General features: G+C 31.4%; 15 protein-coding genes and 1 tRNA gene. 9 read left to right on the forward strand and 7 right to left on the reverse strand.

Annotated elements, in window-relative coordinates; genetic code table 11:
* The first annotated feature begins 108 nt into the window (after positions 1–108).
* Positions 109–1,071, forward strand: coding sequence for an aldo/keto reductase (locus HA140_RS00265; RefSeq protein ID WP_209039220.1), 963 nt, complete (start codon positions 109–111; stop codon positions 1,069–1,071).
* A gap of 8 nt (positions 1,072–1,079) precedes the next feature.
* On the opposite strand, the gene HA140_RS00270 is transcribed toward HA140_RS00265, so the two are convergent.
* Positions 1,080–1,217 (reverse strand): hypothetical protein, encoded by a 138-nt coding sequence (locus HA140_RS00270; RefSeq protein WP_198025670.1) that lies wholly within the window; start codon positions 1,215–1,217, stop codon positions 1,080–1,082.
* A gap of 483 nt (positions 1,218–1,700) precedes the next feature.
* Between HA140_RS00270 and HA140_RS00280 the strand changes: the two genes are divergently transcribed.
* On the forward strand, positions 1,701–2,825 hold the full coding sequence (locus HA140_RS00280) for a THUMP domain-containing class I SAM-dependent RNA methyltransferase (protein ID WP_209039221.1): 1,125 nt from the start codon (positions 1,701–1,703) through the stop codon (positions 2,823–2,825).
* A gap of 1 nt (position 2,826) precedes the next feature.
* On the opposite strand, the gene HA140_RS00285 is transcribed toward HA140_RS00280, so the two are convergent.
* Together HA140_RS00285 and HA140_RS00290 are read right to left on the reverse strand one after the other, a co-directional pair.
* Positions 2,827–3,213, reverse strand: coding sequence for a phage holin family protein (locus HA140_RS00285; protein ID WP_025880084.1), 387 nt, complete (start codon positions 3,211–3,213; stop codon positions 2,827–2,829).
* Between the two features lies 1 nt (position 3,214).
* Positions 3,215–3,676, reverse strand: coding sequence for a DUF883 C-terminal domain-containing protein (locus HA140_RS00290; protein ID WP_209039222.1), 462 nt, complete (start codon positions 3,674–3,676; stop codon positions 3,215–3,217).
* A 169-nt stretch (positions 3,677–3,845) separates the two neighbouring features.
* On the opposite strand from HA140_RS00290, the gene HA140_RS00295 reads away from it, so the two are divergent.
* The 4 genes from HA140_RS00295 to HA140_RS00310 all read left to right on the forward strand — a co-directional run bounded on the left by HA140_RS00295 (position 3,846) and on the right by HA140_RS00310 (position 9,203).
* Positions 3,846–4,001: a hypothetical protein gene (locus HA140_RS00295; protein ID WP_209040250.1), complete on the forward strand. Its 156-nt coding sequence runs from the start codon at positions 3,846–3,848 to the stop codon at positions 3,999–4,001.
* An 83-nt stretch (positions 4,002–4,084) separates the two neighbouring features.
* Complete coding sequence (locus HA140_RS00300) at positions 4,085–4,447, forward strand: hypothetical protein (RefSeq protein WP_209039223.1); 363 nt, start codon at positions 4,085–4,087, stop codon at positions 4,445–4,447.
* 76 nt (positions 4,448–4,523) lie between these two features.
* On the forward strand, positions 4,524–8,114 hold the full coding sequence (gene smc, locus HA140_RS00305; RefSeq protein WP_209039224.1) for a chromosome segregation protein SMC: 3,591 nt from the start codon (positions 4,524–4,526) through the stop codon (positions 8,112–8,114).
* Positions 8,115–8,159: 45 nt separating this feature from the next.
* The gene (locus HA140_RS00310) at positions 8,160–9,203 is read left to right on the forward strand and encodes a PRC-barrel domain-containing protein (RefSeq protein WP_209039225.1); all 1,044 of its coding nucleotides are present in this window, start codon (positions 8,160–8,162) and stop codon (positions 9,201–9,203) included.
* A 3-nt stretch (positions 9,204–9,206) separates the two neighbouring features.
* On the opposite strand, the gene HA140_RS00315 is transcribed toward HA140_RS00310, so the two are convergent.
* Positions 9,207–10,493 (reverse strand): glycosyl transferase, encoded by a 1,287-nt coding sequence (locus tag HA140_RS00315; RefSeq protein WP_209039226.1) that lies wholly within the window; start codon positions 10,491–10,493, stop codon positions 9,207–9,209.
* Positions 10,494–10,497: 4 nt separating this feature from the next.
* Positions 10,498–10,579: transfer RNA gene (locus HA140_RS00320), tRNA-Leu, on the reverse strand.
* Between the two features lie 260 nt (positions 10,580–10,839).
* Here HA140_RS00320 and accC point away from each other — a divergent pair.
* Entirely contained in the window at positions 10,840–12,189 is a 1,350-nt protein-coding gene (gene accC, locus HA140_RS00325; RefSeq protein ID WP_209039227.1) for an acetyl-CoA carboxylase biotin carboxylase subunit, read from the forward strand.
* 17 nt (positions 12,190–12,206) lie between these two features.
* Here accC and HA140_RS00330 read toward each other — a convergent pair whose 3' ends face one another.
* Positions 12,207–12,512, reverse strand: a complete 306-nt coding sequence (locus HA140_RS00330) for a YggT family protein (protein ID WP_209039228.1) — start codon at positions 12,510–12,512, stop codon at positions 12,207–12,209.
* A gap of 89 nt (positions 12,513–12,601) precedes the next feature.
* Here HA140_RS00330 and psbX point away from each other — a divergent pair, with 89 nt between their 5' ends.
* Together psbX and HA140_RS00340 are read left to right on the forward strand one after the other, a co-directional pair.
* Positions 12,602–12,787, forward strand: a complete 186-nt coding sequence (psbX, locus tag HA140_RS00335) for a photosystem II reaction center X protein (RefSeq protein WP_025905805.1) — start codon at positions 12,602–12,604, stop codon at positions 12,785–12,787.
* A gap of 80 nt (positions 12,788–12,867) precedes the next feature.
* Positions 12,868–13,800: a Ycf66 family protein gene (locus HA140_RS00340; RefSeq protein ID WP_209039229.1), complete on the forward strand. Its 933-nt coding sequence runs from the start codon at positions 12,868–12,870 to the stop codon at positions 13,798–13,800.
* On the opposite strand, the gene HA140_RS00345 is transcribed toward HA140_RS00340, so the two are convergent.
* Positions 13,801–14,076, reverse strand: a complete 276-nt coding sequence (locus tag HA140_RS00345; protein WP_209039230.1) for a chlorophyll a/b-binding protein — start codon at positions 14,074–14,076, stop codon at positions 13,801–13,803.

Below are 14,076 nucleotides of genomic sequence, written 5' to 3' on the forward strand. Positions count from 1 at the left end.
ATGTCAAGAGAAATTGATTTTTAATGCTTTAAAACTTATTTTTTGAAATATTTTTAAGAAGTTAATATTTTTAGATAACCTTATAAAGTTCCTTATTTAAATTGGCTAGTGAAGAAAAGAATTGGATTAGGTACGTGGTCTTGGGGGAATAAGCTTTTCTGGAATTACCAATCTACAAATGATGATGATTTACGTGAGACATATAATGAAGCCTTACTAAGAGGTTTCGATCTAATTGATACTGCAGATTCTTACGGTACTGGAAATCTTCAGGGTAGAAGTGAATTGTTGATAGGAAAATTTTTACTAAATACTCCTTCAGCAAAGAAAAAAAGAATTCAAGTAGCAACCAAACTTGCACCTTATCCCTGGAGAATAGGTAACAGAGGTTTTAATAAACCTTTTTTGAAAAGTTTAGAAAGACTTAATAACAAATTAGATATAGTTCAATTACATTGGTCAACTGCAAAATACAATCCTTGGCAGGAATTAGACCTGTTGAATAATCTTTGCGATTTAAAAGATGAAGGCTTTGATTTTCAAATAGGCTTATCAAATATAGGCCCTAAAAGATTGATGAAATTAATTAATTTTTTAGCAAAAAGAGATCAGAGCCTAAAGAGTGTTCAAATACAGTTTTCTTTGCTTGCTCCCGATTTAGGAAAACAATATCAAGTAAAAAAAATTTGCGACGAAAATAATATTGATTTCTTTGCTTATAGTCCTTTGTCCTTTGGAATACTTTGTATTGATCCTGATAAAGAACAGAATAAAGAAAAAAGTTTTATTCGTAATGCATTATTTGAAAACTATAAAAAACCAACATATGAATTGCGGAGGTGTTTAAAAAGAATTGCAAATCAAAGATCAGTTTCCCAAGCGCAAGTAGCAATTAATTGGTGTTGTTATCAAGGAGCTATTCCGCTTGTTGGAATGCGAAAAAAATCTCAAGTTATAGATGTATCGAATGTATTCAAGTGGAATTTAAATAAAAGTGAATTTAAGGTACTTCAGGAATTGTCAAAAAAATGTTTAAAAAAAATGCCTAAAAATCCTTTTTCAAGCATTTAATTAAATTTTTAGCTAGATATTTTCTTATTTTTTTTTATTTGACAACCACTATTCCATAGTTCATTGGGAAATTTTTCGCCAGTGAATCTAATAACTTTTGGTTTGAGATTTATTATCAAGTCATTCAGTTTTTTATTAGATTCCATTTTGCAAGATTCGATTTTTTAATAAGATAAATTAATTTAAAACTTATCTTCTCAGTATTTATACTTATAAAATTAAAAAAATTCTTTTTAATACAAGCATTTGCAGCAATATTTACAAACTAATAAATTATCTATTACAACTTCTTAGTTATTTTAAAAAAAGTGGAGTCCTTCCAGACTCCTCGTATCATTTGGTTGATAAGGCTGATATAACCCCATCTCCTTTAGGATCAAGCAGCAACTGGTGCTGTTTGACGGGAGAAACTAACGATTTTGTTAGCATTTGTGTTTTTGCTCTAACCGAGCCGGCTTCAGTCACCTTCCTTATGCCCCGTCGAAACCATTACAACCCCAAATAGTGGAGTTGAGCGGAATCGAACCGCTGTCCGAAACATCGGTTGAGATCACCTAGTCCAATTGGACATTTATATTCTGACAGGCAAAATGGTTATTGAATAGTTTTTTTACTAAGTTTTATCGTATATGAATGTAGTGGCATCATCTCCGGAGGGACTAGAGAAATCTTTAGCAGAAGAAATTGCAAATTTAGGCGGCTTTAATATTAATACTTATAAAAGATTTATTAATTTTGAATGTGATTTTGAAACTTTTTATAGAGTTCATTTCTATTCCAGATTAGCTTTTCGTTTTTATAGAGAAATTGCAAGTTTTAATTGCTATGACAAGCAATCTTTATATGCGGGGGTTAGAGATTCATTTGATTGGTTAAATTGGTTGCACTTTGATAAAACGTTTAATGTTCAAGTGACTGGGAGAACATCTTCATTAAGTCATACTCATTTCACTGCTCTTGAAGTAAAAAATTCTATAACTGATTTGCAACAGGCAGTTTGGAATAAAAGATCAAATATTTCTCTAGCTAATCCTGATTTTATAATTCATCTGCATTTAAATAATAATAAAGCAATTCTCAGTCTTCAAAGCAGCGTTGAGAGCTTACACAAAAGAGGCTATAGACCCGCAATTGGAAATGCTCCATTAAAAGAAAATTTAGCTTCTGGATTGATAAATATGACTCAATGGAATGGCAAAGTTCCATTAATAGATTTTATGTGCGGTTCGGGAACTTTTTTAATTGAGGCAGTCAACCAATACCTTGGAGTTCCCATAAATATTGATCAAGTATATCTTTTTGAGAATTGGTTGGACTTTAGGAAAGATATTTATCTTAATGAAAAAAATAAGGCAAAAAATAAAATTATAAATTATGAAAAATTGCCAATAATAATGGGATGTGAAATTAATAAAAAGGTTTTTGAGCAGGCGAATGTAAACATATCATTAGCTGGACTAGAAAATTATATTGAGCTTATAAATAATGATTTTTTAGCACTCCAATTAAGTTGCACACCTGGGATAATCATATGTAATCCTCCGTACGGCAAAAAATTAGGCGATGAAAATGAATTGATATATTTATATGAACAAATGGGAATCTTCCTAAAGAATAATTTTTCAGGTTGGGAATTTTGGCTGCTAAGTGGAAATCCAAAACTAACAAAATATTTGAAAATGAAATCTTCATTGAAAATTCCTGTTAGCAATGGGGGAATAGATTGTAGATGGATAAAGTATTTAATAAGGTAATTTATTTTTTGCCTAAAACGGCTTTTGTTGTCTTGCCTAAACCCTCTAATGTTTGAGGAAGATATGGTCCTTTTGCTAATTTTCCTCCAAGTTTTAAACTTAAGCCTGCAAGAACTAAATCGATAAATATTATGAGTAATAAATTATATTCAATATTCCAGTTATTATATTTTGTTAGAAAAAGGTAGAAAATAATATGGATGCAAATTAGTACTAATAATAATAATGTGCTGCCAATTGCCAAAAATATTCCACCACTAATTAATCTTCTTTTTTCTCTATCTACTTCTTGAAGAGCTATTCTTACATGCAAATCCATAACTGAACTTGCGATCGCTGAAATTCTCGAGGCGGTATTTGCAAAGTTTTTATTTTTTGGTTTTTCCATATTATTTTCTACCACTATTTAGGAGCGTTCCTATTAGTAAACCAATACCAGCCGCAATAGCAATAGATAATAATGGTTTTTTTCTTATAGGACTTTCTATTTTTGGTCTAAGTGTATCGTTAAGTTCTTCTAATAATTCTTCTAATTGACTTTCTATAGGCTCAATTTTTTCTGATATTTCCCAATTGTTTTCTCTTATTGAATCAATTATTTCAAATAGTTGGCTTTTTATTCTAATTGCTGAGGTTCCGCTATGGCTAGCTATTACTTCAACCAAATCATCAATACTCCCTTTTGTGGCTTCAAGGGTTTGTTGTGCAATGTTAGGCCATTTTTCTTTTATTAAAGGTATTAAACTGTCAATTTTTTCGAGTAACCATTTTTCCGAGAGAACCTCTCTTTCAGGAAGATTAGAGTTATCTTCTTTATCTTCTGCTTCTTTGGGAGGATGATAAGTCTCCATTATTCAAACTTATTTATTTTAAGATTAGACCCATTTTCTTAATTTGGAACCCTTATCTAAATAATTGTGGGATTTATATAGAATAAAAACATATAAAAGTTTATTTACATTTTATTTATCTACTCTGTTCTGCAAGAAGCTTTTGTTAAGCTATTACAGGAATTATTAAATGAGTTTAAATTTCATCATGGATATTACATTTGCATCATTAATTTTTGCATCTCGCACAATCCCTACAGATTTTGGATTAATAGCTGCAGCTATTGCTGGAGCTGGAAGTTTGCTATTCATCGCTTTAAGATTTGTTCCTGATGCAGGTAATTAAATAAAAGAGACCATCTTTAATAAAAAATATCTTTATCTAAACTTTGTTTTGCAAAAAGATTTAATTTATTTATCAACTACATAATGGATAAATGGGTTTTGCTGGAACATGAAGTTTATAATGCTAAGTCTAAAGATATTCATTATGATTTTCTTGTTGAAAATGGAATAGATTGTTTAACTTGGAAATTTTTAAAACTACCTTTATTAAATCAAGCTTCTGTAGAAATTTCTAAGCAGCCAAATCATAGACTTATATGGCTATCTAGGATAGAACATGAACTTTCTGATAATAGAGGTTTTGTAAAAAGAATTGATCATGGAATATTTAAAAACGTTTCTACAGACTTGGACTCTGAAAATTATCGATTCATTTTGGATGGTGAACTTCTTTATGGCTTGTTTGAAATTTCGGCTAATTCTTGTAGATTAAGGAAAAATTATTAATATTCATTTATAAATAAACGTAATATTTCTATTGAGAATTTTTGCAAATTAGTTATTCTTATTTAGCTATTGAGACTTGAGATTGGTACATATCAATCAGGTCGAGTTTGAAAATTTTAAATCTTTTGGGGGAAATGTAAAAATTCCTCTTGAAGAAGGCTTCACAGTGGTTACAGGCCCTAATGGTTCTGGGAAAAGTAATATATTAGATGGAATTTTATTCTGTTTAGGTCTGGCTAATAGTAGAGGGATGAGGGCTGAAAGATTACCAGATCTAATAAATAACTCCAAAGTTAAAGAGGGTAAGTCATCAGAAACATCTGTATCAGTAAAATTTAATATTCAAGATTGGTCTCCCAGAGAGGACCTTCCGCCTTTGGAACTAGAAGAAGAAGAAATTGCCCTTAATAAAGGTCAAAAAGAATGGGTAGTTTCTAGAAAATTAAGGCTTATGCCAGGTGGTTCTTATGCTTCTACTTATACTTCTGATGGCAAACAATGTACCTTGCTACAAATACAGAGAATATTAAGAGATATTAGTGTTGATCCTGAGGGCAGCAATGTTGTTATGCAGGGTGATGTAACAAGAATAGTATCAATGAATAATAAGGAAAGAAGAAATCTTATTGATGAATTAGCAGGAGTCGCACTTTTTGATACAAGAATAGAACAAACTAATGCAAAATTAAATGACGTTTTTGAAAGACAAGAAAGATGTGAAATTTTAGAAAATGAATTGCAATCTAGTAAAAATAAGCTTGAAAAAGAATGTGAAAAAGCAAAGCGATATAAAGAGTTAAAGGCAAAACTATTACAAATAATAGAATTAGAGAAAGTTCTCATTTTTGAAAATCAAGTTAAGCATGTTGAATCTATAGAAAAAAAAGAAAGTGAAATTGAAAAAAATAAAATCTTGTTTAATAAAGAAAAAGAATCTATTAGTAAAGAAATATCAGTTTTAGAAGATGCTTTGAAAATACTTGTTAATGAGCTTAAGGAGAAAGGAGAGGATAAATTGATAAAAGTTAATTCTGATATTGGAAGTATTAATTCTAGCTTGAGAGAACTTGATAGGATATCAAGTTTGAATAAAGAAGAAGGTATTAAATTACAAAAACAGAGAGATGAAATTGCTATTTCTAAGAGGGATATCGAGTCAGAAAAGATGAGACAAGAAAATTTCGATGATAATTTTTTAAATCAATTGAACTTGCAAATTGATGATCTCACTTTAAAACACAAACTTTCCAGAAAAAAACTTTCTGACGCAGCTGGAGAATCTGGAGAATTCTCAAAACAAAGTATCAAATTAAATACAGAGCTTGAAAGTATAAAAAATCAAATTAATCCTTTGGAAATAAAAAAAAGGAAAATTGAAGAAGAAACTATTCAAAATAATATACAAAAAGATGAGATATTGTCACAGATCGAATCCTTAGAATTAGAACAGGAGAAGCTTTTTCAAGGAAATCAAAGCAAAAAAGAGACATCAGATACAAAGAATAAAAACCTGGCAACTAACAGCGCAGAAATTAATTCTTTAAAAAATGAAATTGATTTATTAATTAAAACCAAATCAAGGCTAAACAATGAGCAATTAAGGCTTGAAAAGGATTTATCTAGATTCGAAAGCAGAAAGGAAGCTTTAAACGAATCTAGAGGTTCATATGCCCTCAGGATTCTCTTAGAGGCAGGGTTAGAGGGTATACATGGTTATGTAGCTCAACTTGGAGAGGTCAGTGAGAAAAATAGATATGCATTAGAAATTGCTGCTGGAAATAGGTTAGGACAAATAGTTGTTGATAATGATCATATTGCTGCTAAAGCAATTGAAATTCTTAAAAAGAAGAAAGCGGGAAGATTAACTTTTTTACCTTTAAATAGAATTAAAAGTCAAAAAAAGAATTATGCGATTTCAAGATCTGAAAATAACAGAGAGAATGGATTTATTGATAAAGCTATTAATCTAATTACTTTTGATGAAGTTTATTCAGATGTTTTTCGATATGTTTTTGGAGATACTTTGGTTTTTTCAGACTTATCTTCAGCTAGGTTGTCTACACAAAAAAATAGGTTGGTTACCTTAAGTGGTGAATTATTAGAAGTAAGTGGTGCTATTACAGGAGGTAGTAAGTTAAATAAAGATTTGGCTTATAGGTTTGGAATTAATAATGATATTGATGATTCCAGTCCTATAAAAGAAAGATTATTAGTTATCGAAGAAGCTTTAAAAGAGTCAAATAATGATTTGATACTAAAAAATAATAGACTAAGTAAATTAAATTCTAATCGCAGTCAAATTATTGAGGATTGTGCCTCATTTAATAAAGAAATTGAAGTAAATCAAGATTCTCTTAAAGTTGTCTCGCAAAGAATTGAGGATTGTAAATCGAGATTAAATAAACTTGATACTGCTAATAATTTATTAGTTAACGAGTTAGGTCTTTTAAAAAATGAATTGCAGCCTTATCACGATAAGTTTAATCAACTACAAACCATTCAAAAGGCAAATTATGAAAAAAATCAAAAATCATCATTAATATCTTTTAATGACGATTTTAATAATCTTGATAAAAAACTTGAATTACTTATTAAGGAGAGAAATACATTATTAGATAAAAAGAATCAATTTGCTTTAGATAAAGAGCGTATCAATAATTCATTAAAAATTACTTTAATACAAGAAAAAAACTTGCAGGAATCTATTAAACAACTCGCAATTGCTCATAATGAATGGGTAGAAAAAAGAGATCAATTTAAAAAAGAACTTTTAGATCTCGATATTCAAAAAAATTCTCTAGAGAGGGATTTAGGTTTATTGAGAAGGAAAAGAGATGAATTAAACGCTTCAATTTCAAATAAAAGGCAAGAATATAATAACTATCTGTTGAAGCTTGAATATCTTGAAAGGGATATGCATTCTCTTAAAGAAGAGATAAGAAGCGAGAAAATAAAATTAGAAAATTATAAAAAAGATTTACCTAATCCTTCCCCGGAGTTTGGAGAATATGAAGGGAAGAGTCTGGAATCTTTGCAATCAGAAATTTCGATCATAAATGCAAAACTGCAAAGCTTAGAACCTGTTAATATGTTGGCTCTTGATGAATTAGAAGAATTAATTGAGAGATTAAAAGGTTTGCGAGAAAAATTGGAAATTCTATCTAATGAAAGATCTGAATTATTGCTGAGAATAGAAACTGTATCTACGATGCGACAGGAGGCTTTTATGCAAGCATTTACAGAAGTTGATAAGCATTTTAGAGAAATTTTTGCAAATTTATCTGATGGAGATGGTTTTCTTCAACTTGAAAATCCTAATTCTCCTTTAGAAGGAGGATTAACTTTAGTGGCTCATCCTAAAGGGAAAAATGTCAGAAGATTAGCCTCTATGTCAGGTGGAGAAAAATCATTAACTGCTTTAAGTTTTTTATTCGCTTTGCAAAAGTATAAACCTTCACCTTTTTATGCATTAGATGAGGTTGATAGTTTCTTAGATGGTATAAATGTTGAAAGATTGTCAAAATTAATATCTAATCAGTCATCAAATGCTCAATTTATAGTCGTAAGTCATAGAAGGCCTATGATTAGTGCGTCTGAACGAACAATTGGGGTTGCGCAAGCAAGAGGTGCGAATACTCAAGTTCTTGGGTTACCAAATGCTGCATAAACACACTTTTTTAAATTTATACGTCAGAATGATAAAAAGAAATTTATGAGCTTGTCTAACACATCTGCTAATAAGAATTTCCCTAACTCTGTTCCTAGCGAACGTTTATGGTTAAGGTCAGAATTAATGGGAACTCAAGTGATAACTACTGATACTGGTAGGCGTCTAGGCGTAGTTGGCGAAGTTGTTGTTGATATCGATAGAAGAGAGGTGGTCGCTCTGGGGCTAAGAGATAATCCACTTACAAGATTTTTACCAGGTTTGCCAAAATGGATGCCTTTAGAAAGTATAAAGCAAGTTGGAGATGTCATATTAGTTGACTCCCTAGATTCTTTGAGTGAGAGTTTTTCTCCAGAAAGATATGGGAAGGTAATTAATTGTCAAGTGATTACAGAATCTGGTCAACTTTTGGGAAGAGTTCTTGGCTTTTCTTTTGATATTGAGACTGGGGATTTGATATCTCTTGTCATGGGTGCTGTTGGTGTTCCGCTTTTAGGGGAGGGAGTTTTAAGTACTTGGGAAATACCTGTTGAGGAAATTGTAAGTAGTGGTACTGATAGGATTATTGTTTATGAAGGTGCCGAAGAAAAATTGAAGCAACTAAGTAGTGGACTACTTGAGAAACTTGGAGTCGGGGGTTCTTCTTGGGATGAAAGGGAAGCAAATGGATACTCAGCAAATCTTGTACCTGTTGAGAATCAGTTACTTTCAGGTTCTGAATCAGAACAGCAAAACAATTTGGTCGAGGAATATGAAGAAGTTGTTGAACAAGATGATTATGAAGATGATTATGAAGATGAACTTGAATATGTTGAAATAAAGGGTTCTTCAGAGGAAATAAATAACAGAAAAAAGCTATATATGGATAATGATTATTCTGATCAGATCGAGAATCAAAATAGTGTGAGTTCAATAGATGAAAAAAACAATATTGATCTTAAGCAAAAGAAAAAATCAAATACTAATTTTGCTTCGAAAAGACCAATTCAAAATGCTACTGAAACTTTAGATATTGAACCACTAGATGAACAAAATTTAGTTCAAGATAATAAAAAATTAGAAAAGTTTGAAATTGATGATCCTTGGTAATTGTTAAAGTTTTTCTATTGAATTAACAATTATAGAAGCAAGTTTTTTTGCAGCACCTTTATCGCCTCTTTCTTTTTTTAGATTTTCTCTAATACTTTTTAATTGCTCTCTATTGTTAATAAGAAATAATACTTCACTTGCAATTTTTATTGGCGAAATATTACCTATCCTTTCAGGGACAATCATTCGTTTAGCTTTTATATTTGGCCAAGCAAAAAATTTCTTTTTTTTAAAATAGAAATTTTTAATTATAAAAGTTAGGAATCTATTAATGAATGAAATTTTTCCAATTACTCCAAAAATTCCATCCCATGCATTCATCATGTTTAAATGTTGAGTTGGTAAAACGACTAACATTGGAAGACTAATTGCTGCTAATTCTGCAGTATTTGCTCCAACAGTTGTAATTGCAAGATCACATTCTTTTAATATTTCATAGCAAGGATGTTTCTTGATTAGATAAATCTTTGTATTTTTTGATGTTTCAATTACATAATCAAAATGAGAGTCTTTGAAGTTTTTAATTGTTTTGATTTTTGATGAGTAATATTTAGCAATTGGATTTTTATTGCTTTGAAAAAATAAATATTCACTTTTATCAGTAGTTGGAGCAATGGGAATTATAAAATTAATATTTTGATTTTCTTTAGCGATATGATCTGCAACTTCTAAGAAGAAAGGAATTCCAACAGAAAGCTTTGCTTTCTTAGAACCGGGCAACAATGCAATGTAGTGTTTTTCTTTATTTCTTAATGATATTTCGCTATTAAGTTTGATATCTGCCATTAAATCGCCAATGACTTTACATTTATATTTATATCTTCTAGGTATTAACTCTTTTACTTTTACATTCATAGCAGCAATTTCGTTGGTCCATTTAGGCCATCGCGAAACCCATTCAGCATATGTGATATTTATATAACCTAATCTTTTGGCTAATAAAATGCTCCAAAATTGATCCCCACCAAGGAAAATAACCACCCCTTTTTTTGGCCAGTTAGCAAAAGAATGTGGCTTTATTAATAATTTCCAAAAACTTTTGGATTTTGTAATTAATTCGAATTTATTCCATGACTTTGCAACTAAAAACTCTTTACCAGTGGCATTTGGGCAGGGAACAAGGACTAACCTAAGGGTGAGATCGGGTTTATCGTCATCACATAGTGATTTATTTATTTTGTTAAGCTCATCCACTACAGGATTTACCCATGTAGTCAATTCACCAGGACCATTGGAAATTATAACTACTGCAACTGATTTTTTTTTCATTGCAGTTAAACCAGAATACATTAAATGCGGACGGCGAGACTTGAACTCGCAAGGCCGAAGCCACACGCTCCTTAGACGTGCGCGTCTACCAATTCCGCCACGTCCGCAAAGGGTTTTCAGCAACCGGGCGATGCCTAAACCTTAAAAATATCATACATTATTGGCTGAAATAAGCATTTAGTTCGAAAAGAGTTTTTTTGAATATTATGAATAATTTTTCTATTGCATAAAACAAATATTTATACATATATAACGTTTTAGGTTGTATTGTAAAAAATGTCCTCTGATCACTAAAAAATTTTGTTTAATATTTTGGCAAATAATTTTTTATTTTAAGTCATTTCATTTCTTCAATTTTATTTTCATAATGGTTGAAAAAGTTTTAATTGCTAATCGTGGAGAAATAGCTTTACGAATTGTCAGAAGTTGTAGAGAACTAGGTATTGCAACCGTTGCAGTTTTTAGCACTGTAGATAAAAAAGCATTGCATGTTCAGCTTGCTGATGAGGCGGTTTGCGTCGGAGATTCATTAAGTAATAAGAGTTATTTAAATATTCCAAATATACTTGCTGCTGCTACATCGAGAGGAGTTGATGCTATTCATCCAGGTTATGGATTTCTTGCGGAAAATGATAAATTTGCTGAGATGTGTAATGATCACGGCATAGTTTTTATTGGCCCATCTCCTAAAGCTATTAGATCTATGGGAGATAAATCTACAGCTAAAGAAACAATGGAAGCAGTTGGAGTTCCAACAGTACCTGGTAGTAAAGGCTTGTTATCAAATGTTGATGAGGCTTATAAATTGGCAGATGATATTGGCTATCCAGTAATTATTAAAGCGACTGCTGGAGGAGGTGGAAGAGGTATGAGGTTGGTTGAAAACTCTGATAATCTAGAAAAAATGTTTAAAGCAGCTCAAGGCGAAGCAGAAGCAGCTTTTGGTAACGATGGTCTATATATGGAGAAATTTATTAAGAAGCCAAGACATGTAGAAATTCAAATTTTGGCCGACAGGTCGGGTAATGTAGTTCATTTAGGAGAGCGAGATTGTTCAGTTCAAAGAAGACATCAGAAGTTGCTAGAAGAGTCTCCCAGTCCTGCAATTAACACTGAGCTAAGAAAAAAAATGGGGAACGCAGCTATTGCTGCTGCAAAAAGTATCGGCTACGAAGGAGCGGGGACAGTTGAATTTTTAGTTGATGATGATGATAATTTTTATTTTATGGAGATGAATACTAGGATTCAAGTTGAACATCCAGTTACTGAAATGGTTACAGGAGTTGATTTAATAGCAGAGCAAATTAAAATCGCAAGCGGAGCAAATTTGGAATTTAATCAGGATGATATTCAATTAAATGGTCATGCCATTGAATGTAGAATCAATGCTGAAGATCCTTCTCACAATTTCCGACCATCACCTGGAAAAATAACTGGGTGGCTTCCTCCTGGTGGCCCTGGTGTAAGGGTGGATAGCCATGTGTATACAGGCTATGAAATACCTCCTTTCTATGACTCATTAATTGGTAAATTAATAGTCTGGGGAAAAGATCGTAATACAGCAATTAAACGCATGAATAGGGCTTTAAATGAATGTGCGGTCACTGGTATTCCTACAACAATAAACTTTCATCTAACTTTACTGAATAAATCTAAATTTAAGCAGGGTAAGATACACACTAAATATGTAGAAGAAGAATTATTGCCAAATTACTGATAAATAATTAATTATTTCTATGAAATATGAGAATGTAATGCAAGTTTTATGAGCCCTTGCTGACCGACTAAAATTTCCCTTAAAAAGCTTATAACTCCGATCCAAATTACGGGTCCAACATCAACACCTCCAATAGGAGGAATTAGTTTTCTTGTTAAATTAAGAATGGAGCTTGATGGTATTGAAATTAATAACCATAAACCTTTACTTAAATCAATTTTTGGGTACCACGTAAGTATTAATCTTATTAGAAAAACTATAGTTAGATATGAGAGAGAAATTCCTAAACTAATATCTAAAATTTGAAGAGAGTTAACAACCAAGAAATCACAATTATTTAACTCATCTTAATAAATAACCCATTGAAACGTATTTAATTCGTATTATAAATTGAGAATTTAATATCTAAAAAGTGTTTCAAATCTCAAATTTATTACTAGCCGCAGATTTTTCTGCTGAAGTTGCAAATAATTCCGCAGTTGGAATGATAGGTAGTTTTATTGCCGCCGCTTTACTTATCGTTATTCCAGCCACTGCATTTTTAATTTTTGTCAGTCAGAAAGATTCTCTCGATCGTACTTCTACTGGAAGACGCTAGTTTTTATAGAAGTTTTAAGTACACTATATATATAGGGGATTTAAGTAACCCTTTTAAAAATAATATTTTGGAGAAAGAATGTGGTCAATGCTAGTCTCAACTGGGCCAGTATTGTTGGTATTGTCCTCGCTGTATGTGGTGGAGGCCTTTATTTTTTAAGGTCTTTTAAACCTGCATTAGCAAGAGATTATGATGTTTTCTTTGCAGCAATAGGACTTTTGTGCGGGGGAATATTATTTTTTCAAGGCTGGAGGTTAGATCCCATACTTCAGTTTGGTCAGTTTTTGTTGGCAGGAACCACAGTTTTTTTTGCATATGAAAGTGTGCGATTGAGGGGAGTCGCTACTGATCAAGCTAGAAGGTCATCTTATTTTGATGATGATCCTATTGCTGATGTGCCTAGAAATTCTAGAAGTCGATTTAATCAAGATTACGATAGGTTTGAAGAGGCTGAAAGGCCATCAAGAAGATTTAAACCTCAAGAAGACGAATTTGAAGAGGACTATATGGAGGGAAGATCGCGTAGAAGGAATGTTTCAAGAGCTATACCTTCTGCAGCTGCAAGTAGAAGCAGGCCATCGATAAGAGAAGAAGGTCAGTTTGAAAATGAGGAACCTATAAGAAGAAGAAGAAGACAGACTTCTGAAGAAAAAATTAGTAATCAATCAGAAAGAAATAACTTTGGTGAGAGACGCAACTCATCTCGCAATGCAGTTAAAACAGGATCAAGACCTAGAACAAATCGTTCAGTTTTGAAACAAGATAATATTTCTTCGCCTGATGATTCTTCTCCATTGAGAAAGAAACCCACAAGATCTTCTATTAGGCAGCAAACTTCAACAGCTCAAGTAGAAGATGCTTCATTTAAAGATATTAATCAAGTAAAAAAAACTAATGATACGCGTAGAGTAAGTTCATCAGCTAGATCAAGTTCAAAAAATCAAAATAGTAGATATAACGTTGGAACAAATAAGAAGAAACCAAGAGATAATAGTTCTAGATTTGATGATTAATTATAAGATTCCTGCCCATTTTAAAAACGATTGTTTACTAAATAATTCAATCAATAATATTGCAAGGAAGCCAATCATTGCAAATCTTCCATTAGTTATTTCAGAATAACTACTCCATCCAAATTTATATTCATCTTTAATTTCTATAGATTTTTCATCTAGTTTATTGTCTCCAATTTGTTCATTGATGTAATTTGGATCTTTTTGCTGTTCTATTAAACTCTTATTCTCTAAATTAGTGACTTCTGAGTTGGTTTGTTCTTCTTTAGAATTCAT

Origin of the sequence: Prochlorococcus marinus CUG1417, assembly GCF_017695975.1 — a bacterium.
Classification (GTDB): Bacteria; Cyanobacteriota; Cyanobacteriia; order PCC-6307; family Cyanobiaceae; genus Prochlorococcus_A; species Prochlorococcus_A marinus_AG.

Excerpts from the sequence above, each read along its gene's own strand:
- HA140_RS00270 (WP_198025670.1), bottom strand. The coding sequence starts at position 1,217 with ATGGAATCTAATAAAAAACTGAATGACTTGATAATAAATCTCAAACCA.
- HA140_RS00280 (WP_209039221.1), top strand. The coding sequence starts at position 1,701 with ATGAATGTAGTGGCATCATCTCCGGAGGGACTAGAGAAATCTTTAGCA.
- HA140_RS00285 (WP_025880084.1), bottom strand. The coding sequence starts at position 3,213 with ATGGAAAAACCAAAAAATAAAAACTTTGCAAATACCGCCTCGAGAATT.
- HA140_RS00290 (WP_209039222.1), bottom strand. The coding sequence starts at position 3,676 with ATGGAGACTTATCATCCTCCCAAAGAAGCAGAAGATAAAGAAGATAAC.
- HA140_RS00295 (WP_209040250.1), top strand. The coding sequence starts at position 3,846 with ATGAGTTTAAATTTCATCATGGATATTACATTTGCATCATTAATTTTT.
- HA140_RS00300 (WP_209039223.1), top strand. The coding sequence starts at position 4,085 with ATGGATAAATGGGTTTTGCTGGAACATGAAGTTTATAATGCTAAGTCT.
- HA140_RS00310 (WP_209039225.1), top strand. The coding sequence starts at position 8,160 with ATGAGCTTGTCTAACACATCTGCTAATAAGAATTTCCCTAACTCTGTT.
- HA140_RS00315 (WP_209039226.1), bottom strand. The coding sequence starts at position 10,493 with ATGTATTCTGGTTTAACTGCAATGAAAAAAAAATCAGTTGCAGTAGTT.
- accC (WP_209039227.1), top strand. The coding sequence starts at position 10,840 with ATGGTTGAAAAAGTTTTAATTGCTAATCGTGGAGAAATAGCTTTACGA.
- HA140_RS00345 (WP_209039230.1), bottom strand. The coding sequence starts at position 14,076 with ATGAATTCTAAAGAAGAACAAACCAACTCAGAAGTCACTAATTTAGAG.